Here is a 22,956-nt window from a genome sequence, read left to right as displayed (position 1 = left end):
GCCGCACGACACACCGGCGCTCCAGTGCGAACCTCTGTGAACACCGACCGCGCCGCGGCCAACCCGGCCCCAACCCGCACGGCAACCGGCTCGACACGCCCGGGCGCGGCGGGGTTTGGGGGCTCAGATCAGCCAGGTTTTTCGTTGGTAGAAGGCTGCTTCCTCGTCTTCCGCGTCTACGGGGGCGACGTCGCGGTTGGCGCGCCGGGCGGCGATGGAGCGGGCTACTGCTTCCCGTTGTTCGCGCGCCTCGGTTTCCTGGCGGGTCCGTTCTTCCTCGGCTTGGGCTTCGGCTTCTTGGATCGCGGCGAGCAATTCCGGGCCGCCTCGGTCGCTGAGGCGTTGTTTCATCTCGTCGTATTCGTCCTGTAGGCGGAGCACCGCGCGCCGATTCTCCTCGACGATGCATTCGATCTCGTAGGCGTGGTTCACCGCGCCACCGACCTGTCACTGGCGAGCCGGGTCACAGTGGCCCTGCCTCCGCCAGTTCGGCCCCGCTGTCGAACGGCGCGTCTGGGTTTTGGCTACCCGGCATCGGTTTCGGCTTGTGCTCACCGTCTTCTTCGCGGCGTGCGGACGGCACACCGGAAGGCAAGCCTGGCTGGCCGGTGTTCTCCTCCGCCGCAGGTGCTTTCGGCGCAGGCGCTTCCTGATCCGGGCGGGAAGGTGCGGGCTCCTCGGACCGAGGAGCCGCGGCCGGATCCTTGGACTGCGGCGCCTCCGCGGCCGGCGTCGGCTGCTCGCCCACGGGCCGTTCACCCTTCGGCTGCTCCCCCGTAGGCTGCTCGCCCTTCGGTTGGTCGGATGCGGGTTCGTCGGACGGCACAGGCTCCCCTTCGGCTTTCGGCTCGTTTACCGAAAGTACCGGCACCCCATGCTCATCCAGCTTCAGGCTGAACTCCTGCGGCTTGCCGTCGGCGTCGGACATGGTGAGCTTCAGCCCGTCCGCGCCCATCTCGAACTTCAAATGCTTACCGGCGACGTCGAATTCGGCTGCGGGCTGGTCGGGCTTGCCGTCGTTGTCCCGGTCCACCGGCGTGGGTTGCAGACTCGATTGCAGGTTCTTGATCGCGTCGTCCACACCGGTCGCGAGGCTGCTGGTCAGCGAACTGAGGCCGGAGGTGACCGCGCTGGTGAGCGAAGATGCCAACGGCGACAACGAACTCGTCACCTGGCTGAGCGAGGCGAGACCGTCCAGCGAGGGAATCTTCGTCGTGGCCGGCACGGTCGTAGCGGGCGTGGTCTCGGCAGGGACAGTGGAAGCAGGCGTCGTGCCGGGCGTACCCGGCGTGCCTGGCGTTCCAGGAGTGCCAGGCGTACCCGGCGTACCCGGCGTACCCGGTGTTCCAGGCGTGCCAGTACCTTTCGGCTGCTCCGTAGGCGCGGGCGCATCGGCCGGCGCCGGATACTGACTGGTGTCCAACCGCGCGAGCGCATCGGCGAGCTGTCCGTAGATGCGGCGCACATCCGAATCCGTCTTCTTGCACAGCGCCAGGAAGTTGTCGACGGTGCCGTCGACGTGCGGAACGAACGTCTCCTGCAACCACTTCTTGGCGTCTCTGCCGAGCTCGTAGTCGGCGTAGTTCTCGGCGTTGTAGATGAACTGATCGATTGCCTTGCGACCGGTGTTGTCGATATCGGGCTTGTCTTTGTCCCAGTACCGCGCGACGGTCTCCGCTTTGCTCCGTACGACGCTGCGCAGGCCCGGAACCGCCGCGGACAGCGTCGACGCGACGGCAATGGCGGTGCCGCGATCGGTCTCGGCCCGGCGGACCTGTTCCGCCAGCATGGTGTGCGCGGCATCGCCTGCCACGCCCTGCCACACCGAGGGCAACGCCGCGAGCTGAACCTGCTGCTTGTGCAGTTCGGTGCCGACCTCACCGTTCACCTTGCTGACCGTGGCGGCGATCTGGCCGAGCGCATCCAGATCCATCTCTCGCTCAGCGTCGAACAGCGCGCAGAGCGCCGAATAATCGGGCAGATCCGCGCGCCCGTACCCGAACTTGTCGTGGACGGTGTTGTAGCGCGGCAGATAGCTCTCGAAGTACATCAAACCTTCGGCGCCGTTATCCAGCATCTGCTGGACCGTCGCGCTGTCGCCGGCCTGGTAATCAACCATTAGTCACTCGTCCCCGTCGGAGCCACTGCTGCTCGGCCGCCTGGCCTACCGTTCGAACCGTCAGGTGAGCTGGACACCGACTGCCGTGATCTTGCGTACGTTCGCGTCGTCCACGGTCGCGTAGGTGGTGGCGCTGGTGGTGATCTGTGTACCCGTCTTGTCGACGGCCCCCTGCCAGTTCTGCAACCAGGTCGCGAAGCGCGCCAAACCGTCGTGCACCTTGATCCCCTCGGCGGCGTAGGACCGGCCCGCCTGCGCCGCGCCGAAATCCTGCCGCCGCGCGTCGATCACCTTGTTGCCGATGACCGCCGCCGAGGACTTCAGATTGGCCCCGATCTGTTGCAGCACAGCCGGATCCACCGTGACGCTGCCACCCATCGTGCCCCCTTCGTCCCTGCGTCGTCCGAACTCGCGCTTCGATACCGTGCCGACGCCGAGTGGTGTCCATACCTTCTTCGACGCGGCACTCCGACGTTCGGTTCCATCGATTCCGGCCGGACGTCCTACGCGGGAATCTAATGGGCGAGCCGGGCCGGGACAACCTGATCCGACCGGGAACTACGACCCGATCTTCCCGTGATCCGTGCGCACCCACTCGGACGTGCCGTCGGGATGCCGATGGAACTCCCAGGCCGCGTAGTCGCCGTCTTTTTCCACCACGGTGACGTGATCGGCGAGGCCGTCGTGGTCGTAGTCGGTCCAGACCTGCATCGCCTCCTCACCGGTGGTGGTGATGGTGTCGAGGGTGCCGTCGCCGTCGATGTCCTGGGTGGGGTGATGCAGTTCGACCGCACCGAGGCCGTCCAGCGATGAGGACGCGTCGATGCCGGGCAGTTCCAGACCCGGCAATTCGCCCGAGGTGATCATTGCTACTCCTCAGCAGGACTCGTGGTGTGCGCTGCGTTGGTTTCCGCGATGGTCCGCGAACAACGTCATCGCTCCATACTGACATCCGCGGGAGTCCGACGCAGCCCCCACCGGCCTCACTTCTTCGGCATCAGCAGCCACAACACCAGGTAGATGATGAACTGCGGGCCCGGCAGCAGGCACGAGATCACAAAGAGCAGGCGCACGACGTTGGCGTTCCAGCCCAGGTATTCGGCGATGCCGCCACAGACGCCCGCGATCCACTTGTCGTGGGTCGAGCGGGTGAAACGGCGGGTAGGTGCGGTCATGGTCTTCCCTCTCTGGCGGTGTTCTCTTCGACCTCCACTCTGCCGATGCCGGCCCGCCAGCACATCGCTCCGGCGACCGATCCCGACCCTGATTTCCGCACCGCCCGGCTCAGGGTGCAACCCCGAGAGCACCGATGCGGGCCGCCCGGCCCCCGCACGGCAGAATGCTCACGTGAACGAGGGCCAGCGAGCGAACCACGAATACCGCACGACGCAGCCGAGCGCCGGCGAGGCGGAGTCGTGAGCTCAACTCTGCATGCCCGCGGCCTCTCGGCCGGGCACGGCGAACGTGTCCTGTTCGAGGATCTGGATCTCACCCTGGCCCCGGGCGACGTGATCGGCCTGGTCGGCGTGAACGGCGCGGGCAAGTCGACGCTGCTGCGCATGCTGGCGGACCGGCGCACGCCCACCGGCAGCATCACAGTGAGCCCGCCCGATGCGACCATCGGCTATCTCGCGCAGGAACCCGAGCGGGTGTCCGGTGAGACGGTGCGCCAATTCCTCGGTCGCCGAACCGGAGTCACCGCCGCGCAGCTCGCCATGGACGAGGCCGCCGAACGACTCGCCGACGGCGGCGACGAAGCAGCGACGACGTATTCGGACGCCCTGGAACGCTGGCTCGCGCTCGGCGGCGCGGATCTGGACCAGCGTGCCGACGAGGTGGCGGCCGATCTCGGTCTGACCGTCAGCTTGGCGAACGGCCTGGAGACCCCGATGACGGGCTTGTCCGGCGGCCAGGCCGCGCGGGCGGGACTGGCGTCGGTGTTGTTGTCGCGCTTCGACATTCTGTTGCTGGACGAGCCGACCAACGATCTGGACCTGGACGGCCTGGCCCGGCTCGAGCAGTTCGTCGCGGGCGTGCGGGTGCCGCTGGTGGTGATCAGTCATGACCGGGAGTTCTTGGCGCGCACCGTGAATCGGGTGGTCGAGCTGGATCTGGCGCAACAGCAGGTCGGCTCCTACGACGGCGGCTACGAGGCCTATCTGGCCGAACGCGAGATCGCCCGCAGGCACGCGCGCGAGGCGTACGACGAGTACGCGGACACCAAAGCGGGCTTGGAAGCGCGGGCACAGATGCAGCGCAACTGGCTCGAGCACGGTGTGCGCAACGCCCGCCGCAAGGCACGCGATCCCAAGAAGGTCGATTCGGACAAGGTGGGCCGCAAGATGCGCGCCGAATCCACCGAGAAGCAGGCGGCGAAGGCCAGGCAGACGCAACGCCGGATCGAACGGCTCGACGCGGTCGAGGAGCCGCGCAAGGAGTGGGAGCTGCGAATGACCATCGCGGCCGCGCCGCGCAGCGGCTCGGTGGTGGCGACGCTGTCCGACGCGACGCTCACGCGCGGTGATTTCACCCTCGGCCCCGTCACCACGCAGGTCGATTGGGCCGACCGGATCGTGTTGACCGGCGCGAACGGCTCCGGCAAATCCACGCTGCTCGCGTTGTTGCTCGGCAAGATCGAGCCGGACACGGGCAGCGCGACGCTCGGTGCCGGTGTCGAGATCGGCGAGGTGGATCAGGCTCGCGGGTTGTTCCGCGGCACCGTGACGCTGGCCGACACATTCGGCGCGCAGATGCCGGATTGGCCCGACGCCGAAGTCCGCACGCTGCTGGCCAAGTTCGGCCTGCGCGGCGCACACGCGTTGCGCCCCTGCGAAACTCTCTCACCCGGTGAACGCACCCGCGCCGCACTTGCTCTGCTGCAGGCCCGCGGGGTGAACCTGCTCGTACTGGACGAGCCGACCAACCATCTGGACCTGCCCGCCATCGAACAGTTGGAGCAGGCGGTCGAATCCTTCACCGGCACACTGCTGCTGGTCACGCACGATCGCCGAATGCTCGACACCATCCAGGCGACCCGCCGCTGGCACATGGATTCCGGCAAACTCACCGAAACCACCTGAGCGAGTACGGGTCAGACCGAGGCGACCCGCTTGGCGAGATCGTCGGCGAGTTGCCTGGCCTGGGCCGGGTCGGTGGCTTCCACCATGACGCGGACCAGTTCCTCGGTTCCGCTGGGGCGCAGCAGGACTCGGCCGGAGTCGCCGAGGATGCGCTCGGCCTCCTGCACCGCCTCCCGCACTTCCGGCGCCGTCGCGACCAGCGACTTGTCGCTGACCGGCACGTTCACCAAAACCTGTGGCACGGTCTGCAATACGGCGGCCAGCTCGGCGAGGCTGCGCCGCGTGGTGGCCATCCTGGCCATCAGTTTCAGGCCGGTGAGAATGCCGTCGCCGGTGGTGCCGAACTGCGGGAAGATCACGTGCCCGGACTGTTCGCCGCCGAGGGTGTAGCCGCCGCGCCGCAGTTCCTCCAGCACATACCGGTCGCCGACCGCGGTGGTACGCAACGCGATTCCGGCCGCGCGCATCGCGATGTGCAGGCCCAGGTTGCTCATCACGGTACCGACCAGGGTCTGCTGCGCCAGCTCGCCTGCCTCGTGCATGGCCAGCGCGAGTACCGCGAGGATGGCGTCCCCGTCGACGATCCGGCCCGCGGCGTCGACCGCGAGGCAGCGGTCCGCGTCACCGTCGAGCGCCAAGCCGAGGTCGGCCCCGTGTTCGCGCACCGCCTGCTGGATCGAGTCCAAATGCGTTGAACCGCAACCGTCATTGATATTGAGACCGTCGGGTTCGGCGTTGATCGAGATCACCGTCGCCCCGGCCGCGCGGAACGCGGCGGGCCCGACCTCGGACGCGGCACCGTGCGCGCAGTCGAGCACGACGGTCAGCCCGGACAGATCCTGCGCCGTCGCCGCCACCAGGTGCTCGACATAGCGCTCGTGCGTGCCGGCCAGGCTGTACTGATCGGGCACCGCGGGCCCGTGATCGCTCGCGCCGACCGCGTTGACCACCCGGCCGATGCTCGCCCCGGTCGGGCGCACCACCAGGTCCTCGGTGATCAGGGCCTCGATCCGGTCCTCGATCGCGTCGTCGAGCTTGTGCCCGCCCGCGGCGAAAATCTTGATGCCGTTGTCCGGCATGGGGTTGTGCGAGGCGGAGATCATCACGCCGAAGCACGCGTCGTACAAACCGGTCAGATACGCGACGGCGGGGGTTGGCAGCACGCCGACCTGGAGCACGTTCACACCGGTCGCGGTCAGGCCTGCGGTCACCGCGGCCTCCAGCATCTCCCCGCTGGCCCGGGAATCGCGCCCGAGCACCGCCAGCGGGCGCTGCTTGCCTCGACTCAAGATCTGTGCGGCCGCACCCGAAACTCGCATGGCCAGTTCCGGACTCAACGACTCGTTGGCCAGCCCACGGATTCCGTCGGTGCCGAACAAACGTCCCATACCTCAGCCCCTCATCGTGGATCCGCGGCGGCGCGCGCCGGCGGTCCGGAGACGGCGGCGTACGCGACCGGCGAAGGCGCAGACGCCACACGGTGATACAGCACGAGAGCAGGCAACCAGCCGTTGCTGGAAGCCTGCTCTCGTACAGCTGCCCGTCGACCGTTGTGCCCCCGGCACCTCCAAGGGTGCCGGATGGCAGCGGACGACGAGGCCAAAATCAGCGCTTCGAGTACTGCGGAGCCTTACGGGCCTTCTTGAGGCCGTACTTCTTGCGCTCGGTGGCACGCGGGTCACGGGTCAGGAAGCCGGCCCGCTTCAGCGCGGGGCGGTCGTCCGGGGTGACCTCGATCAGCGCGCGGGCGATGGCCAGACGCAGGGCGCCGGCCTGTCCCGACGGGCCGCCGCCGACCAGGCGGGCGTGGATGTCGAAGGACTCGGTCCGCTCGACGGTCACCAGCGGCGACTTGACCAGCTGCTGGTGCACCTTGTTCGGGAAGTAGTCCTCGATGGTGCGGCCGTTGAGCACGAAGTTGCCGGAGCCCGGCAGCATGCGCACGCGAACGACGGCTTCCTTACGACGGCCGACGGTCTGCACCGGGCGGTCGATCACGATCGGCGCGAAGCTCTCCGCACCGACCTCGGCCTCGTCGTAGCCTTCGCCGTCCTCGACGACCTCGACAGCGTCGAATTCCTCGGCGACGGCTTCTTCGTTGAATTCCTCAGGAGCGGTCACTGAATCTTCTCCGTTACTCACTGCGCCACCTGCTTGATCTCGAACGGAATCGGCTGCTGAGCGGCGTGCGGGTGGCTGGGGCCCGCGTAGACCTTCAGCTTGCCCGCGATCGCGTTGCCGAGCTTGTTCTTCGGGATCATGCCCTTGACGGCCTTCTCCACGAGCCGGTCCGGACGGCTCTCCAACACCTGGCCGACAGTGCGCGACTTGAGGCCGCCCGGGTGCCCGCTGTGGTGGTGGATCAGCTTGTCCGCCTTCTTGTTGCCGCTGATGGCAACCTTGTCGGCGTTGATGATGATGACGAAATCGCCACCATCGAAGTTCGGTGCGTAGGTCGGCTTCGTCTTGCCACGCAGCAGATTCGCTGCCTGGACGGCGAGACGGCCGAGCACTACGTCAGTGGCGTCGATGACGTACCACTTGCGGGTCACGTCACCAGCCTTGGGGCTGTACGTAGGCACAGTGCTTCCCTGTCTGTCGTCGGTGTTGCCGGCCAGGCGTGTGGTCGAACGCTCCCGGCGGCCGGTGGAGACCCGGGACTCGATTGCACGACCGGTTACCCGGTACGTCCGCACGCCAACGAGCCACGATACCAGTCCGGGCAGGCCGGACCGAAATCGCGTCAGATCTCGACCGGCGGCCCCGGATCGATCGCCCGCCGCGGGCCGGGCAGCAGGTAGCGCAGGGTGTCGACGCCCGGCTGTTCGCATGCCGGTTCGGTGGCCCGCCGGTCGGTGCGCGGCGCTCCCGGCGCGTGACCGCGCACCGCGGCGATGCCGGGACGGACCTCATTGGTCACATACGGCGTCAACGGGCAGGCGATCAGGTCCGCGACCGCCGGACCCGGTGCCACGGTCAGCGTCGTCTCCGCCGCCGTGAGCTCGACCCGGTCACCGCTGCCCGGCAGCGCCACCACCGCGAGCGCCACCGCGCCGACCACCGTGTGCGCGCCGAACAGGTTGTCCTTCATCTTGTTCCACAGTTTTCCCTTGCGGGGTCTGTCCTCGTCGTCGTCCGGCTCGGACCCCGGCTCACGCCACTGGCCCTGCCGCCCCGGCTCGTCGGACTGCGGCGCCTGATACGAACGCGCGCCGGGCGGGATCGGCCCGGGCGGCGGCCCGCTCTGCGGCGGTCCCGCCGGACCGCGCTGCTCCTCGGCGGGCTGCCCCGGCGGCCGGGTGAAGCGGCTGCCCAGCTCGGCGAGGTTCGGCGGCAGTCCGCGCGAGGCTTCCTCGCGCGAGAGCCGGGTGGTCGCGTCGAGATCGCCCTGGCTCGGATAACCAGGGCCGTACTGCACGGGCGGCACGGGACGCGGCGGCACGGTATCCGCACGCCGCGGCGCGGACTCGGCTTGCCGCTGGGGCGATTCCGCCTGCCGCTGCGGCGATTCGGCTTGCCGCTGACCGGACTCGGCTTGGTGCCGAGGCGATTCCGCCTGCCGCTGGGTGGCGCCGGCCTGCCGCTGGCCGGGCGGCGCCTGCGGCGGCGCGGACTCGGGTCGGTAATGCCCCGCCTGGTCCCGATGCTGCGGACCCGGATCCTGGTACTGCGTCGGATCGACGCGCGGCGGCGCGGGCTCGGCATGCCTGCCGCCCGGTTCCGGTTCGTCCATCTCGGTATCGGTGACCAGCAGGTGCGCGGCGCCGAGCACCAGCGCGTGCATCGGGTGATCGGCGACCTGCAACCGGTGCCCGAGGTGGTTCTGGAAAGCCAGCCGCAAGGCCTCGTTGAAGCACACATTGCCGGACAGCAGCACCGTCGAGGTGTCCGCGCCGATCCGGCGGGCCGCCGCCATCACCTCGATCACCACATTGTCCGCGGACCTGGCGTCTCGCATGGATTCCGGGCTCACCGGCACGTCGACCGATTCGGTCGGCTGCTCGTCGTCGCCGTGCACCGCGACCACCAGCACGGTCCGGCCGTCGGAGTACACGCCGGTCGCGCCGATGCCGTTCGGTCTAGCTTGATCCGGCGGATGCACCAGACCGAGCGCACGCACGTACCCCGACAACGCGATGCTCTCCGGCAGCGGCTCGACGATCACGTCGAGCTGTTCCACCAGCGCGGCGTACACCTCGACCTTCTCGTCCGGCCAGCCGTCCGGGAACGGCAACGCCACCAGGTCGGGCTTGCCGCGCAGATGCTTACCGATCGAGGCCAGCGGGTTGTACATCCGAGCCCGGAACACCAGCTCCGCGGGCCAGGTCGCCCCGGCCACCACGATCTGCGGGTGGCCGAGGATGTCGCGCACATCGGCGATCGCCATGCCGAGGTCGGGCCGCTGCCGGTCCACCCCGGCGGTGTGCAACCGCCCCGAAGAATCCGCCAGCAAATACGCGGGCGGTGTCCACATACCCTCCACCTGCACCGGGCGGATCGGCGTGCCCCCGCCACCCGCGGCTACGGACACCACATCCCAGCCGAGATGTACCGCCCCTACTCGCACCGTCACAGGCATAAGTGTGCCTGGTATGCGGCCGAGATGCTCGCTCTTGTCCGCAGCCCCCGGTAGTGGCCGGAAAATCGCACCGGCATCAGGCCACCGACTTCTTCAGCCGGAGTCGCCGCCAGGTGATGACGGCCAGCACGACGGTGAGCAGGATCAGCACGCCCACGTCCAGCGCCCAGATGCCCGGCGTGTGCTCCCACAACTTGTCCGGCTGCGCGTTGATGAACACTTCGCGAATGTTCACTGTCGAGGCGCCCGTCGCGTAACCCCAGCGAGCCGGGAACAGCCAGGACACCTGCTCGAGCACCACCCGGCCGGTGACCGGGATCAGGCCGCCCGCCATCACCAGCTGGCACATGATGGCGACCACCAGCAGCGGCATCACCTGCTCGTTCGACTTCGCCAGCGACGAAAGCAGCAGTCCGACAACGACACAGCACACCGCGGTCAACGCGATATCGATGTACAGCTCGGCGCTGCCCGAGGCCAGCACCGCGCCCTCGCCGGGACGCTTCTTACCCGCGAGCACGATGCCGACCAGCACCGCGGACTGCAGCAGCGCGGTGAAACTGAACACCGCGATCTTCGCCAGCAGATACGCCGAGGGCAGCAGCCCGACCGCGCGTTCGCGCTGGAAGATGGTGCGCTCGCCGACCAGGTCACGCACGGTGAGCGTGGAACCCATGAAGCAGGCGCCGAGGATCAGCACCACGAGTAGTTGCTGGGTCTCCCCACCGCCCTGTGGTACGAAACTGCCGTCCGGCAGCGCCTTCAGCGCGCCCCGCTGGAAACCGTCCTTACCGGGCACCACCAGCGACAGCGCGCCGAGGATGAACGGCATCACGATGAGGAAGATCAGATAACCGCGATCGGCCAGGATCAGCCGGATCTGTCTGCGCGAGAGCGTCGAGAACTGTTTCCCGCCACTGGATTGCGGGGGTGAGCCCACCGAACCGTACTGCTGGGGTGGCGGCGGTGGCGGCGGCGCGAACGCCTGCCGGGATCGGTAGGCCGCGAAGGCCTGGTCCGGGTTGGCCGCCACGTTGGCGAAGATCTCGGCCCAGTCGCTGGTGCCGAGCGCCGCGCCGACACCCGCCGGGTTACCGCAGTAGGCGGTCTTACCACCCGGTGCGAGCAAGAGCACCTGATCGCACATGTCCAGGTGCGCGACCGAGTGCGTCACCACGATCACCACGCGACCCGCGTCGGCCAGCTCGCGCAGCATCACCATGACCTGCCGGTCCAGCGCCGGATCCAGACCCGAGGTGGGTTCGTCCAGGATCAGCAGCGACGGACCGGTGAGCAGTTCCAGCGCTACCGACGCGCGTTTGCGCTGGCCGCCGGAGAGCCGGTCCACCCGGGTGTCGGCGTGCTCGGTGAGCGAAAGTTCCTTCAGCACACCATCGATCACCTGTTGCCGGTCGGCCTTGCTGTTGTCCGGCGGCAGCCGCAGCTCGGCCGCGTAGCCGAGCGCCTGGCGCACGGTGAGCTGCCGGTGCAGCACGTCGTCCTGCGGCACCATGCCGATGCGGGAGCGCAACGCCTCGTATTCGGCATGCAGATTGCGGCCTTCGAAGGTGACCACACCACCCGAGGGACGGGTGGTACCCGCGATCAAACGGGACAGCGTGGATTTGCCCGCGCCGGACGGACCGATCAACGCGGTCAGCGTGCCCCGGCTGGCCTGCATGTTCACATCGACGAGCAGTTGCTTGTTGCCCTCGACGGTGAACCCGACACCGTGCACCGCGAGCCCCTGTTCGGCGACCGGCTTCTGCCGGTGCACCAAAGTGCCCTGCTGGACCACGAAGTCGACGTTGCCGACGGTGATGATGTCGCGCTCGCGCAGCACCACCCGCTGCTGCCGGTGGCCGTTGACGAACGTGCCGTTCGCCGAGCCGAGGTCCTCGAGGGTGAGGCCCTCGGCGGTGGCGACGAGGCGCGCGTGCTTACGCGAGGCGAGCGGATCGTTGACGACGATCTGGTTGTCGGTGGTGCGGCCGATCGAGAGCCCGCCGGCCGGCAGCCGATCGGCGCGCGCGATCGCCGCGGTCGAGGCCCTGGCCCGCACCGGCGGCATGTTCGAGCTGTCCGCCCGGTGGGTCATGTTGGGGTTGATCGGCTGGGGCGCGTCCTGCGGCGGCTGATACGCCGGGCGCTGGAACTGCTGCACCGGCCGCGGCCCCGCCATCGGCGGCTGGCCGGCCATCGGCTGCTGGCCCGACTGCGGCACCTGCCCCGACTGCGGCGGACGTCCCGCCGGACGCTGCGGGGGTTGTGGATTGGCGGGCAGCAGATGGAGCAGCGGACCGCTGATCGCGTCGCCGAGGCGCACCTGCGTCGGCCGATCGATCGACACCGGCTGGGTCAGTCGCCGCGCGTCCACGAAGACACCGTTGGTGCTTCCGTTGTCCGCGAGCACCCAGGCGCTACCCTGCCAGGTGAGCGTCGCGTGGACCCGCGAAACCAGCGGGCTGTCGACGAATAGCGTCACCTCCGGCGCGCGGCCCATGGTGACCGGCTGACTCGAATCGAATACTCGTTCGTTTCCATCATGGCGCACGGTGATGGTCTGCGCCCCCGGTGAAGACATGCAGCGGATACTATTCCATCACCCGGACATCGGCGGTGCCCCCGACGCGCCTCTTGCCCCGATCCGGCGACCGATGTGAACGTGATACCGGCCGACAAGGGGGAGCTTTGCCGAAAGCCCATGCGACGGCGCTCATTACCGCCGCGCTGATCGTTGTGGTGCTGGTCGCGGGCTGCACCAGGCTGGTCGACGGCCGCGCCGTCTCGATCTACGACGACCCGTTCAAGGTCGCGGGGCTACCCACCACCAGCGGTCCCAACGGCCCCCGCGCCGGTGTCCCGGACAGCACCCTGACCGCCACCAACGGGGACGGCAGCGCCGAGGACAAGCTCGCCCTCAACGCCGTCGAGGACATCCAGGCCTACTGGCGCGCGGAATTCGGCAACGAGTTCGAGGGCAATGATTTCAAGCCGGTCGACAAGTTGATCTCGTGGAGCGCGAAGGCGCCGCGCGGTGACTCGCTCGAGTTCTGCAAGGAGACCACCTATCGCCTGGTGAACGCCGCCTACTGCAGGCTGGACAACTCGATCGGCTGGGACCGGTCGGTGCTGCTGCCCGCCATGGAGGAGACCTTCGGCAAAATGGCGGTGGTCATGGTGCTCGCGCACGAATACGGGCACGCGGTGCAGACCATGGCCAAGCTGGTCGGCGCCAAGGACCCGGTGATCGTCAAGGAGCAGCAGGCCGACTGCTTTGCGGGCGCGTTCATGCGCTCGGTCGCCGAGGGCAAGTCGAAGCACTTCACCATCAACACCTCCGACGGGCTCAACTCCGTGCTCGCCGCCACCGTGGCCATCCGTGATTCCGACCCCGACGACCCGGAGAGCGTGCACGGTTCGGCGTTCGAGCGGGTGACCGCAGTGCAGGTCGGTTTCACCGACGGGCCCAAGGGCTGCAAGCGCATCGATATCGACGAGATCAACGAGCGGCGCGGCAACCTGCCCAAGGACTTCAAGGGCGATACCGGCCGCGGCGAATACGCGATCACCAAGGAAAACCTGATCGAGCTCAGCAAGGCCCTCGGCGCACTGCTGCCGACCAAGCCGAGCCCGACCTACGACTACCACGGCGCCCAACTCGACTGCCGCAACGGCGCCACCACCGAGCCGGTCAGCTACTGCCCGGAGAAGAACACCATCGGCACCGATATCCCCGCGCTCGCCCAGCGCGGCACCTCCAACTGGGACGTGGACGATCCGCTGCCGCTGAAGGTCACCGGCGACTACAACGGTTACATCGTCTTCATCTCCCGCTACACCCTTGCGGTGCAGCAGAATCACGGCCAGCAGCTGGTCGGAGCGAAGACCGGCCTGCGGGCCGCCTGCCTGTCCGGCGTGGTCACCGGCAAGCTCGCGATGCCGAACCGGCCCAGCTCGCAGGGCGATATCGGCCTCGCCGCAGGCGATCTCGACGAAGCGGTGTCCGGTCTGCTCACCGACGGCCTGGCGGCCAGCGATGTCCAAGGCCAAACGGTCCCGAGCGGCTTCGCGCGGGTGGACGCCTTCCGCGCCGGGGTGCTCAACGGCGAGAACACCTGCATGTCGCGATACTCCTGAGCGCCTGCGCGCGGAGTCAGCGGCCGAACGGCGGTGGCGCCAGATGTTCGAAGCGCAGCACCCGGTTGCCGAGCATGACCTCGGCCCCGGCCACCAGCACCATGGATTGGTTGGGCGCCAAGCGGATCCAGTCGCGGTAGCCGGGCAGCCGGGTGCGGGTGCCGTTGGTCGAGCCCCGATCCACCACCGTCACATCCCAATTCAACAGGTGGATCTCGGCGTGCGCCCGGGACATGCCGCCGGAGGAATCGTCGACCCGCAGCGGGACCAGGCCGCGCTGCGCCGCATCGGAATGCTCCGGATCGCGGCCGAGCACCGCGTCGGCGGCCAGGGTGTAGGTCATGCCGTCGTCGAGGACGAGCATGCCGAGCGGCGGCCGGACCACCTCGATCAGCGCCTGGGTCTGGTCCACCGGCATGCCGCACACCGTGCAGAACGCCGAGCGCGGATCGCTGGGATGCGCGCGGGCGCACTTGAACCCCATCACCTTGACCGTGAGCGCGGTGGCCTTCGCCGTCGCCTCGAGTCTGCGCTGGAGATCCGGATCCGGGGGCGGCGCGGGCGTCGTGCCCCGCATCTGCGTGACCGCGTGCTGCAGGTCGGTATCGGCGGCGTGCGACTGCGCCGCGGTGTGCGACTCGGTCGCCCGCTGCGGCGACGGCACATCGGGCTGCGAAGCCGAGACATCGGGTGGCGGGGCCGAGACATCAGGCTGCGGGGTCAAGACATCCGGCGGCGGGGCGGAGACATCGCGCCGCACCGACGAGGCATCGGATTGTGGCACAGCGACATCGGGCTGCGGCGTGGAGGCACTGCGCTGCGGCGAGGCGACACCGGGTTGCGGCGACGCGGCAGCCTGCTGCTGCCGCTCGCCATCGCGCTGCGACGGAGAACCATCACGCTGCCGCGGCGACGCGTCGTAGAGCGGTGCCGAGCCGAGTCGCTGCGGTGTGGCAGGACGTTGCGGCGGCTCGTGGTCGATCCGCGCGGTCGGCAGCGGCGCTTCTTCTTCGCGCCTGCGCCTGGCCTCGCGGGCCGCCGCCTCCGGTCGGCTCGCGGCGCGCGCGCCGTCGGTCCAGACGATCGCCCCGCCCGCCTGCGCGAGACCCTCGACCAGCCAACCGATTCCACGTTCCGCGGGTACCTCGGGTGTCCGCCCTTTGGCATCGTCGACGAACAGCGCGGCGGCCCGCGCCGGGGTACTCGCCACCCGATCGACGGTGAACGCCGCGTCGCTGCCGCGGTGCCGCTCGACCGTGCCGTCACCCACCAGTACCGCGGTCACGGCCCCGTGCAGGAATATCGCCACCCCGCCGGCCTCGGCGGGCGAGAGGATGCCGAAGTCGATCGGCTCCCCCGGACTGATCTGCTCGGCGGACTTCATCAGCCAGCGGGTGGCCTGCCTGGCGATCAGCGCACCGGGTGCGGTCCGGTCCTGTTCGGTCGCCTCCCGGACCAGCTCGGCCAGCGATTCCGCGGCCAGCGCGGCGGGCGAATCCGGCGTCGGCCGACCCGGCCCGCGGTGCCCGACGACCACCAGCGCCCCCGCGACCCGCGCCACCGCATGACTGCCGACAACGACCTCGACCTGCCGATCCATCAAAGGAATCGGCCTCTGTCGAGGGTGCGCTGCACGGTCGTCGCCACGAGAACCAGGGTATTGCAATCCCACAACTATCGACCCCCCTCCCAGGCGTCCGTCCGGTAACTTCGGTGTGAGCAAGTGAACGAAACGAGGACCCGTCATGGTTCGGACATCACGTATCGCACTCGCCGCGTCGTGTATCGCTTTGACTGGTCTGCTGACCGGCTGCGGCGGCGTGCGGGGCACCGCTACGGCGGGCGAGCTCGACGTGCGCCAGCTGGAAGTCGGCACCTATGCCGTCGATCGGCACCGGTACAACCAGGATCCCGGCGACAAAGCCGCACTACTCGAGGGCATGCGGATGTCCGACGCCGTGGTGCCGACCGTGCAGATCGATTCTTCGCTGAAGGTCGGCCGGGGCAGCACGGTGATCGCCGACGCCGAGCAGGCGCTCGATTTCGTCGCCAAGGTCTCCAAGCCGGTCTTCGACAATCGCAAGCTCATCGTCGGCTACGCGGCCAGCGGCGCCGACAAGCCGGACCCCGACGGGCAGACCAATCCCGCGCCCGAGGCCACCGCGGTGACCAACGCGTTGTTCCGTTTCCCCGATCCGGCGACCGCGAAACTCGCCGCCCGCGAGCTCGAAGATGTCGATATCTCCGTCTCCCCGGAGAACCGCAAGCTGCCGTCGACGAAGTATCCGGACGCCTACATCCATTGGCGCCCAGGCGTTCCCACCATCGGCACCTTCGTCGCCTACAAGGAGTTCGTCATCTCCCTGTTCATCCAGCGCCCGCGCGCCGACAGCGCGGACCTGGTGAGTTGGGTCGACAAGACGCTCACCGCCCAGCTCGCGCAGCTCGACAAATTCCAGGCCACCCCCCAGGAGAAGATCAAGGACCTGAAGGTCGATCCGGAGGATCTGCTCGCCCGGGTGGCGGTGAGCGACCGCAAGAGCCGCACCCCCGATACCGCCACCTTCGCCGTTTTCGGCGCCGATCACATGGTGCACCGCTCCGACGACGAGGCCGCGCATCTGCGCCTGGTCCAGGACGCGGGCGTGGACCGCACCGCCGTGGCCGACGACAGTTATGTCGCCCGCGCCCGGGATGCGGCGGCCGCGCAGAAACTCGCCGCCGGATTGATGGAAAGCGAAGGCGCGCACTACGACACCCTCGGTGCGCCGAAGGACGTGCCCGGCGCCAAATGCCTGCAGCTGAACAGCAAAGGCAATCCCGACCGGGAATACAAGTTCCGCTGCTACGTCACCTACAAACGTTATGTGGGCGTCGTGACCAGCGACAAAGAACCCGACGTCCGGCAGAAGGTGGCGGCCGAATACGCGTTGCTCGCGAACAGCCTCTGAGCGAGGCCCCGAACCTTATGGTCCTGTGCCCGCCGACGCGGTGAGTTAGTATCCCGCGAGACGACCACAGTACGGGGAGGGCCGGTTTGCAGTTCGGCGTGACATCGATACCTGCGCGCACCGCGGGTGCCTTGGTCATTGCGGGCACACTGGCGCTCGGCAGCGCGTGCGGCACATCGCCGCAGGTCACTGCGGATCCGGTGATCGATATCGCCCGCCTGGACGTCGGCAGCTATCCCACGACACCGCGCGAATTGGGGCCGGTGAAGAACGCCGACCAGGCCCGCTTCATCGAGGCCGAGCGGCTCGGGAACTTCGTGCCCGTCGCGTCGGATATCGATCCCGCGTTCCGCGAGGGCAATCCGTCGGTCTCCACGGTTTTCATCGACCCGCGCAATTCTCTCGGCAAGATCATGAGCATCGATCGTTTCGCCGAGGCGGCGCCGGATTTCGTCGCCGGTTTTCTCAGCAATGGCAGCACCGACGTGCGCAACCAGGGCCGTGACCTGTTCAACGCGGTCATGATCTTCCCGGACGAACAGCGCGCCGCCGCGGCCGCCGAGGCGCTGGAGCGGGTCGATTTCGAGGCCGCACCGCAGAACGAACGAGTGCAGATCCCGAAATACCCTGCGGCGCGCGCACATTGGCAACCGACGCAGCAATCGATCGGCTCCTGGTTCGCCACCGGCAAATTCGTCGTCTACACCTGGATCTACGACTACCTGAAGATCTTCCTGGAGAAGGTGGACCTGCCCGCATTGTTCGCGCTGGTCGAAAAGAGCCTCGACACGATCGTCCCCGCGATCGGCAAGTTCACGCCGACACCGGCCGACCAGCTGCTGAACCAGCCGATCGATTACGACAACATGCTCAGCCGCACCCTCCCCCGGCCGCGCGAGGATTCCTGGATCGATCCTCCGGGTGCGTACAACGGCCATGCCGCACTGCACTTCACCACCGATCCGGCCGAGGACCGCAGGCTCATCGAGGAGGCCGGAGTGGATCGGTTCGCCGTCGACGCCACCAACGTCTACCGGGCGCGCGACGCCGCCGCGGCCGCGAAGTTCCGCGCCGACCGCGGCGGGCTCACCAAACGCTTCAAGAGTGCCGAGTCGCCGCAGCAGCTGCCGGTGGCCAAATGCAAGGAATACATCGGCACCCAGGCGATGGCGGTCCGCTTCTATTGTTCGGTCTCCCAGGGCCGGTACGCCGCATTCTCCTGGTCGCATCAACTGCTGGACGCGCAACAGCGAATATCTGCGCAATACGCAATTCTGGTGAATGCCCGATGAATTCCATGCGCGCCGGCCGCATCGCCGCCCTCGCCTGCTGCGCGATGACGCTGCTCGCCGCGTGCGGGTCGACCGTGTCCGGCACGGCTCAACCCGGCGAAATCGATATTCGCCAACTCGATGTCGGCAATTACCCGACCGTGCCGTTGAACGCGCACGACGACGACTACCGGCCGACCTTCTACGAAATGCGCGAGGTCGCCGCGATGCGGCTGGCCGACTACGTCGCCTCCGCCTACGACATCGATCCCCGGATGAAATACGGCTCGCTGTCCTGGAGCATCTCCAGCGGCGTGATGCCCGACGAACTCGGCCGTCCCACCGATCTCGAGCCGATCGCCAAGCGGCACAAGATGATCTACGGGTTCAAGTCCAACGGCTCGGACAACAACAGCAGCAACTTCACCTCGTCGTGGCCGACCAAGCGGCAACCGAACTCGACGACGGTCAGCACCATCGTCATGCAGTTCCCGGATGCCGAGCGGGCGAAGATCGCGGCGACCGAGTTCTACGATGCCGACTTCGGCGCCTACCGCGAACAGAACCAGCCGGTGCCGCTACCGAAATACGCTGAAGCGCATGCGCATTGGCGGCCCGACTCGCCGTTCCTGCGCACCACCATGGCACATGGCCCGTATGTGATCGGCTTCCTGGTCTCGACCCCGGCCCCCGTGCTCAACGACCTGGTCGCATTGGCGGAGAAGGCCTACAGCACCCAACTCGCGCTGCTGGACCAACTTCCGGTGCTGTCGGAAGAGCAGCTGCTCCAGTTGCCTTGGGATCCCGACCATCTGCTCAGCCGCGCGCTGAACCCGGACAAGGCCAAGCGGCCGAGTTTCGACGACAGCTACGCCCTGCTGGGCGGGCGTGGTGTGCTGCATTACACCCGCGATCGCGACTACGCGAAACAGCGCTTCGCCGACATGCGGGCAGACCGGTTCGCGCTGTCCGCGGGCACGCTGGTGGTGCACACCGCGGGACCCGACGCGGCGCGAAAGGTGGTCGCGGACCGGATCACTCCGACCCTCGCCGGGGCCAATGCGGACGCACCGGCCAATCTGCCCGACTCGGCGTGTGTGGAAAACAAAACCGGCGTCAGCGGCAGCAAACGATTCACCTGCATTGTCGCGTATCGGGAATATGTGGGTTTCGTCTCGGCGAATCAGCTCGCCGACGCCCAGCAACGCGCGGCCGCGCAATACTCGCTTTTCGCGAACAGCCGGTAATGCGCGGCGCCGCGGCGGGTTCGAGCAGTCCAGTATGCTGCTGCGTGGGAAAGACCGAGTCAGGAGATTGTGGACTATGGCGATGAGCCCCGGCACCATCGTGGGCGGGTACCGCATCGATCGAGTACTCGGAGCCGGCGGTATGGGCACGGTCTACCTCGCCAAACACCCCAGCCTTCCGCGCATGGACGCGCTCAAGGTACTCAGTCCCGAACTCAGCAGCGACCACGAGTTCCGGGCCCGCTTCGAACGCGAAGCCAATCTCGCGGCGGGCCTCGACCATCCGAATATCGTCTCGGTATACAACCGCGGCGAGGAGCACGGCCAACTGTGGATCGCCATGCAGTACGTCGACGGCATCGACGCCTCCGCCGAGATCGCCCGCGATCCGCACGCGATGAATCCGCTACGGGCACTGCGGATCACCACCGAGGTCGGCAAGGGCCTGGACTACGCGCACCGGAAAGGGCTGCTGCACCGCGACATCAAGCCCGCCAACTTCCTGCTCTCCGCCACCGACGGCGATGAAGAGCGGGTGCTGCTCACCGATTTCGGCGTGGCCAAATCCAACGACGACACCACCGAGCTCACCCAGACCGGCAGCTTCGTCGCCACCATCGCCTACGCCCCGCCCGAGCAGCTCACCGGCGAACGGCTCGACCACCACGCCGACATCTACAGCCTGGCCTGCTCCTTCTTCAAGCTGCTCACCGGCCGCAATCCTTATCCCGCAACGCAACCCGCGCTGGTCATGATGGGCCACCTGCACGAGCCGCCACCGGCGGCGACCGCCGTGCACCCCGGTTTGCCGCCGGCCATCGATCAGGTCTTCGCCAGAGCCATGGCGAAGAATCCCGCCGACCGGTTCAATTCCTGCCGCGAGCTCACCGACGCGGCGGCCAATGCCCTCGTCCCCGGCTACAACCCCGGCGCGACCAACACCTCCCCGACCTATCCCGTCCAGGTCGTCGACCCCCGCCCGCCCACCGATCCGCGGGTCGCGCAGTCCGGCCCGCACGGCCAGGCCCCCGTGTCGCCGAAGCGGCGCAAGCGCAGGCTGATCGCCGTGGAGATCGGCGCGGTCGTCATCACGCTGGCCGCGGGATTCGGTATCTGGGCGGTCAGCGGCGGCAGCAGCAGTACGCCCGATGCGCCGGCCACGCCCTCGACGGTCATCGCGAGCGGCGCGACCTCGGTCGAACAGGCGCGAGCCGACAATCCGGTGTTTCGCGGCAAGGTCATCACCATGGTGGATGTACCGCGAACCAAGCAGATCGCGGCTTTCCTCGGCGGTACCGCGCCGGCCAAGTTCCTCGAGGATCTGGGCTTCGTCTACAACTTCAACTACGCGAAGCAGGGCGAGGAGACCTCGCCGCGCGCGTTGACCACCAGCGGTGCGCTCGAGGTGGCGCCGGACAGCTATGTCCTCGCGGTGCGCAGCGACGAGGAAGCCGGCAACGGTGGCCTGCGCGGACTGCCGTATCAGGTGGCGGGCACCCGGGCCACGGTCATCGTGCTGGACGATCCCGCCGCCGTCGCCGCGCTGCGGAGTTGGACGGCTGGTTCGGAACGAACCCTGCTAGACAAGCTGGTGCCCTTACTCCGTAATCGGGTGAAGTAAACAACCGTCGCGTAATTCCGCGACATCGTGCCACGGACGAATTTGCGATCCGCGGATAACCGCAGTACATGGCGCCGATTTTTGCTTTCGAAGCGGTTCGCTCTGCTGGTAGCGGTACTCATAGGCGTTCGGTAAGGTGTACCGCAGCCAGCCCACTCGCCGATCAACACACAGCGAGCAGGGGGAAGGAGGGGAGCCGAGCGCTGGCGGCATGTGATCGGCCGTGTCTGTAGAGCGACCCTGATGGGGCTTGAACACACGAAAAGTACTGGTCGACGACGCCGGAACTGATCATGTGAGCCGTCTCGAAACTTTCTCGGGTCGAGATGGAACCGATCAGGACCGAACAGCGTCCAATCAGATGTACAGGCCAACCAGGGCGTCCGCCGTTGGCCGAGACGGGAACCGAAAGGAGCCGAAATGGCAGGACAGCTCGAAGCGAGCGAGGAAGCGATCCGGAAGTTCACGGAGAACTGCCGTCAGCGGCACAGCGATCTGCAGGCCTCGATCACGGCGCTGAATGCAAAGTCGGATGCCACCACGGCTACGTGGAGTGGCGCGGCGCGCGGCGCGTTCGACACGCTGATGGACAATTACTTCGCGCAGGCGAAGAAGCTGAACGATCAGCTGGACCAGACCTCCGACAAGCTGGCCCACGCGGGCACCAAGTTTGCCGATCAGGACCAGCAGTTCGCCCAGCAGGTTGCGGCGCAGGCTTCCAGCCTGGACCTTCCCTGATCGACAACCAGACCATCAGACGATAAGGAGCTCCAGATGGCTGCAAACAACCCAGGAACCATTGCCTCCAATTTCGGTGAGGTCTCGGCCGGCGCACAGTCGATCGTCACCGAAGCACGGAACGTCATGTCCATGCTCGAGGACTTCCACAAGCAGGTCACCGACTTCGTGACCAACTACTGGAAGGGTGACGCGAACGACGCGTTTGCCTCCCTCCAGGCGCAGTGGAACACCAACGTCACCCAGCTGAACACCACGCTGGAGACCGCGGGCAAGCTCGTCGACCAGGGCAACACGGACCTGCAGAGCACCGACACCACCCTTGCGGGACTCTTCTGAGAAACCCGTCTCGGCGATTCGGGCCCCCGGCATGCTGCATGCCGGGGGCCCGAATTTGTTGTGGGTCAAGGTAATCCGCTGAACTCCACGGTGCCGCCGACTTCTCAGGCTTCCTCGTCGCTGTGGAATAAGCGGTAGATATACGACCTTTCCCCTTTGCGACTCACCCACACTCCGGTCGGCGGCAGCGCACCTCGGCCCGCATCATCGAAGGGGCGACTCAGCACCACACCGGACTCGGCCGAAACGGCCCAGCCGTAGTCGGGAAGTCGCCGGCACCAAATGTCACTGTCCCCTCGCCGGTACGCCGGATATCCGTAAGCCGCACCGGCGCGGACGAACTCGTAAGTCAGCCCGTCGCCGCAGCGCACGAATCGCAGCTTCCGCATGTCGCGCCCCTTTGCTCGCGCCCAGATTCTGGTGCCGCGCACAGATCCGATAACGTGTCAGACGATCGATTCCGCGAGAGCCGCAGCCAACCCCACTCCGAACAGATTGCACCTCGTTTACTGCCAGCGCGCAATGGGTTTGCCAGGACGGGCGAACCGCCGTTGGACTCCGAGTTCCCGCACCCGTTCTGATGCCCCGCACCCGTTACGGCAGGCCATAAAGGGTGCGTCAGCTCAGAAAGGGTGCGCGAGGAACAGATACACACCTAGCACCGGCGCTCGCACGCAAAGGGCAGAACAGGCGAACTGGCGTCGGGCTCCGCGTTCGCGCACCCATTCTGATGCCCCGCACACCTTCTGATGCCTCGCACGCGTTATGGCCTGTCATTAAGGGTGCGTCAGCTCAGAAAGGGTGCGTGAGCATCAGGTACCCGCCCTATACCGGCGATTGCGCGCAAAGGGATTGGTAGCGTGCATAATTC

General features: G+C 67.6%; 20 protein-coding genes. 8 read left to right on the top strand and 12 right to left on the bottom strand.

Annotated features, from left to right (window positions below):
* Positions 1-123: 123 nt before the first annotated feature.
* From TY25_RS34365 to TY25_RS34345, 5 genes are all read right to left on the bottom strand, one after another.
* Positions 124-432 carry a hypothetical protein gene (locus TY25_RS34365; protein WP_042263433.1) on the bottom strand — a complete coding sequence of 103 codons (309 nt, stop codon included), beginning with the start codon at positions 430-432 and terminating at the stop codon, positions 124-126.
* Positions 433-463: 31 nt separating this feature from the next.
* On the bottom strand, positions 464-2,119 hold the full coding sequence (locus tag TY25_RS42990; protein WP_042263431.1) for a WXG100 family type VII secretion target: 1,656 nt from the start codon (positions 2,117-2,119) through the stop codon (positions 464-466).
* Positions 2,120-2,179: 60 nt separating this feature from the next.
* Positions 2,180-2,497: a type VII secretion target gene (locus TY25_RS34355; protein ID WP_042263429.1), complete on the bottom strand. Its 318-nt coding sequence runs from the start codon at positions 2,495-2,497 to the stop codon at positions 2,180-2,182.
* A gap of 180 nt (positions 2,498-2,677) precedes the next feature.
* The gene (locus TY25_RS34350) at positions 2,678-2,986 is read right to left on the bottom strand and encodes a DUF6802 family protein (RefSeq protein ID WP_014981807.1); all 309 of its coding nucleotides are present in this window, start codon (positions 2,984-2,986) and stop codon (positions 2,678-2,680) included.
* Positions 2,987-3,102: 116 nt separating this feature from the next.
* Positions 3,103-3,294 (bottom strand): PspC domain-containing protein, encoded by a 192-nt coding sequence (locus tag TY25_RS34345; RefSeq protein ID WP_014981806.1) that lies wholly within the window; start codon positions 3,292-3,294, stop codon positions 3,103-3,105.
* Between the two features lie 240 nt (positions 3,295-3,534).
* On the opposite strand from TY25_RS34345, the gene TY25_RS34340 reads away from it, so the two are divergent.
* A complete protein-coding gene (locus TY25_RS34340; protein WP_042263426.1) occupies positions 3,535-5,199 on the top strand; it encodes an ABC-F family ATP-binding cassette domain-containing protein in 1,665 nt (554 codons plus the stop codon).
* A gap of 11 nt (positions 5,200-5,210) precedes the next feature.
* On the opposite strand, the gene glmM is transcribed toward TY25_RS34340, so the two are convergent.
* The 5 genes from glmM to TY25_RS34315 form a co-directional block, all read right to left on the bottom strand.
* The gene (gene glmM / locus TY25_RS34335; RefSeq protein ID WP_042263424.1) at positions 5,211-6,587 is read right to left on the bottom strand and encodes a phosphoglucosamine mutase; all 1,377 of its coding nucleotides are present in this window, start codon (positions 6,585-6,587) and stop codon (positions 5,211-5,213) included.
* Positions 6,588-6,804: 217 nt separating this feature from the next.
* Positions 6,805-7,320 (bottom strand): 30S ribosomal protein S9, encoded by a 516-nt coding sequence (rpsI, locus tag TY25_RS34330; RefSeq protein ID WP_042263422.1) that lies wholly within the window; start codon positions 7,318-7,320, stop codon positions 6,805-6,807.
* Positions 7,321-7,337: 17 nt separating this feature from the next.
* Complete coding sequence (rplM, locus tag TY25_RS34325; protein WP_014981802.1) at positions 7,338-7,781, bottom strand: 50S ribosomal protein L13; 444 nt, start codon at positions 7,779-7,781, stop codon at positions 7,338-7,340.
* Positions 7,782-7,942: 161 nt separating this feature from the next.
* Positions 7,943-9,778 (bottom strand): hypothetical protein, encoded by a 1,836-nt coding sequence (locus TY25_RS44310; protein WP_370466203.1) that lies wholly within the window; start codon positions 9,776-9,778, stop codon positions 7,943-7,945.
* Between the two features lie 76 nt (positions 9,779-9,854).
* The gene (locus tag TY25_RS34315) at positions 9,855-12,362 is read right to left on the bottom strand and encodes an FHA domain-containing protein (RefSeq protein ID WP_042263420.1); all 2,508 of its coding nucleotides are present in this window, start codon (positions 12,360-12,362) and stop codon (positions 9,855-9,857) included.
* Positions 12,363-12,469: 107 nt separating this feature from the next.
* On the opposite strand from TY25_RS34315, the gene TY25_RS34310 reads away from it, so the two are divergent.
* Positions 12,470-13,918 (top strand): neutral zinc metallopeptidase, encoded by a 1,449-nt coding sequence (locus TY25_RS34310; RefSeq protein ID WP_042263418.1) that lies wholly within the window; start codon positions 12,470-12,472, stop codon positions 13,916-13,918.
* Positions 13,919-13,934: 16 nt separating this feature from the next.
* Here TY25_RS34310 and TY25_RS34305 read toward each other — a convergent pair whose 3' ends face one another.
* Positions 13,935-15,518: an FHA domain-containing protein gene (locus TY25_RS34305; protein WP_042263416.1), complete on the bottom strand. Its 1,584-nt coding sequence runs from the start codon at positions 15,516-15,518 to the stop codon at positions 13,935-13,937.
* Positions 15,519-15,663: 145 nt separating this feature from the next.
* On the opposite strand from TY25_RS34305, the gene TY25_RS34300 reads away from it, so the two are divergent.
* From TY25_RS34300 to TY25_RS34275, 6 genes are all read left to right on the top strand, one after another.
* A complete protein-coding gene (locus TY25_RS34300) occupies positions 15,664-16,869 on the top strand; it encodes a DUF7373 family lipoprotein (protein WP_042263414.1) in 1,206 nt (401 codons plus the stop codon).
* Between the two features lie 98 nt (positions 16,870-16,967).
* Positions 16,968-18,161, top strand: coding sequence for a DUF7373 family lipoprotein (locus TY25_RS34295; protein ID WP_226887063.1), 1,194 nt, complete (start codon positions 16,968-16,970; stop codon positions 18,159-18,161).
* On the top strand, positions 18,158-19,387 hold the full coding sequence (locus TY25_RS34290; RefSeq protein WP_042263409.1) for a DUF7373 family lipoprotein: 1,230 nt from the start codon (positions 18,158-18,160) through the stop codon (positions 19,385-19,387). Before TY25_RS34295 ends, TY25_RS34290 begins: the two co-directional genes overlap by 4 nt.
* A 76-nt stretch (positions 19,388-19,463) precedes the next feature.
* A complete protein-coding gene (locus tag TY25_RS34285; RefSeq protein ID WP_042263407.1) occupies positions 19,464-21,008 on the top strand; it encodes a serine/threonine-protein kinase in 1,545 nt (514 codons plus the stop codon).
* A 420-nt stretch (positions 21,009-21,428) separates the two neighbouring features.
* Positions 21,429-21,746, top strand: coding sequence for a WXG100 family type VII secretion target (locus tag TY25_RS34280; RefSeq protein ID WP_014981793.1), 318 nt, complete (start codon positions 21,429-21,431; stop codon positions 21,744-21,746).
* A gap of 36 nt (positions 21,747-21,782) precedes the next feature.
* Positions 21,783-22,085 carry a WXG100 family type VII secretion target gene (locus TY25_RS34275; protein WP_042263403.1) on the top strand — a complete coding sequence of 101 codons (303 nt, stop codon included), beginning with the start codon at positions 21,783-21,785 and terminating at the stop codon, positions 22,083-22,085.
* A 104-nt stretch (positions 22,086-22,189) separates the two neighbouring features.
* Here TY25_RS34275 and TY25_RS34270 read toward each other — a convergent pair whose 3' ends face one another.
* The gene (locus TY25_RS34270; protein ID WP_042263551.1) at positions 22,190-22,474 is read right to left on the bottom strand and encodes a hypothetical protein; all 285 of its coding nucleotides are present in this window, start codon (positions 22,472-22,474) and stop codon (positions 22,190-22,192) included.
* Between the last annotated feature and the right edge of the window lie 482 nt (positions 22,475-22,956).

The sequence above is a fragment of the Nocardia brasiliensis NBRC 14402 genome, assembly GCF_000308475.2.
GTDB lineage: Bacteria > Actinomycetota > Actinomycetes > Mycobacteriales > Mycobacteriaceae > Nocardia > Nocardia brasiliensis.
The sequence above is the reverse complement of the archived record's forward strand: the minus strand, read 5'-3'. Positions and strand labels throughout refer to the sequence as shown.

Coding starts and splice junctions, on each gene's coding strand:
- TY25_RS34345 (WP_014981806.1), bottom strand. CDS start 3,294: ATGACCGCACCTACCCGCCGTTTCACCCGCTCGACCCACGACAAGTGG.
- TY25_RS34300 (WP_042263414.1), top strand. CDS start 15,664: ATGGTTCGGACATCACGTATCGCACTCGCCGCGTCGTGTATCGCTTTG.
- TY25_RS42990 (WP_042263431.1), bottom strand. CDS start 2,119: ATGGTTGATTACCAGGCCGGCGACAGCGCGACGGTCCAGCAGATGCTG.
- TY25_RS34305 (WP_042263416.1), bottom strand. CDS start 15,518: ATGGATCGGCAGGTCGAGGTCGTTGTCGGCAGTCATGCGGTGGCGCGG.
- TY25_RS34350 (WP_014981807.1), bottom strand. CDS start 2,986: ATGATCACCTCGGGCGAATTGCCGGGTCTGGAACTGCCCGGCATCGAC.
- TY25_RS34355 (WP_042263429.1), bottom strand. CDS start 2,497: ATGGGTGGCAGCGTCACGGTGGATCCGGCTGTGCTGCAACAGATCGGG.
- TY25_RS34270 (WP_042263551.1), bottom strand. CDS start 22,474: ATGCGGAAGCTGCGATTCGTGCGCTGCGGCGACGGGCTGACTTACGAG.
- TY25_RS34280 (WP_014981793.1), top strand. CDS start 21,429: ATGGCAGGACAGCTCGAAGCGAGCGAGGAAGCGATCCGGAAGTTCACG.
- TY25_RS44310 (WP_370466203.1), bottom strand. CDS start 9,778: ATGCCTGTGACGGTGCGAGTAGGGGCGGTACATCTCGGCTGGGATGTG.
- glmM (WP_042263424.1), bottom strand. CDS start 6,587: ATGGGACGTTTGTTCGGCACCGACGGAATCCGTGGGCTGGCCAACGAG.
- TY25_RS34275 (WP_042263403.1), top strand. CDS start 21,783: ATGGCTGCAAACAACCCAGGAACCATTGCCTCCAATTTCGGTGAGGTC.
- TY25_RS34315 (WP_042263420.1), bottom strand. CDS start 12,362: ATGTCTTCACCGGGGGCGCAGACCATCACCGTGCGCCATGATGGAAAC.
- TY25_RS34290 (WP_042263409.1), top strand. CDS start 18,158: ATGAATTCCATGCGCGCCGGCCGCATCGCCGCCCTCGCCTGCTGCGCG.
- TY25_RS34285 (WP_042263407.1), top strand. CDS start 19,464: ATGGCGATGAGCCCCGGCACCATCGTGGGCGGGTACCGCATCGATCGA.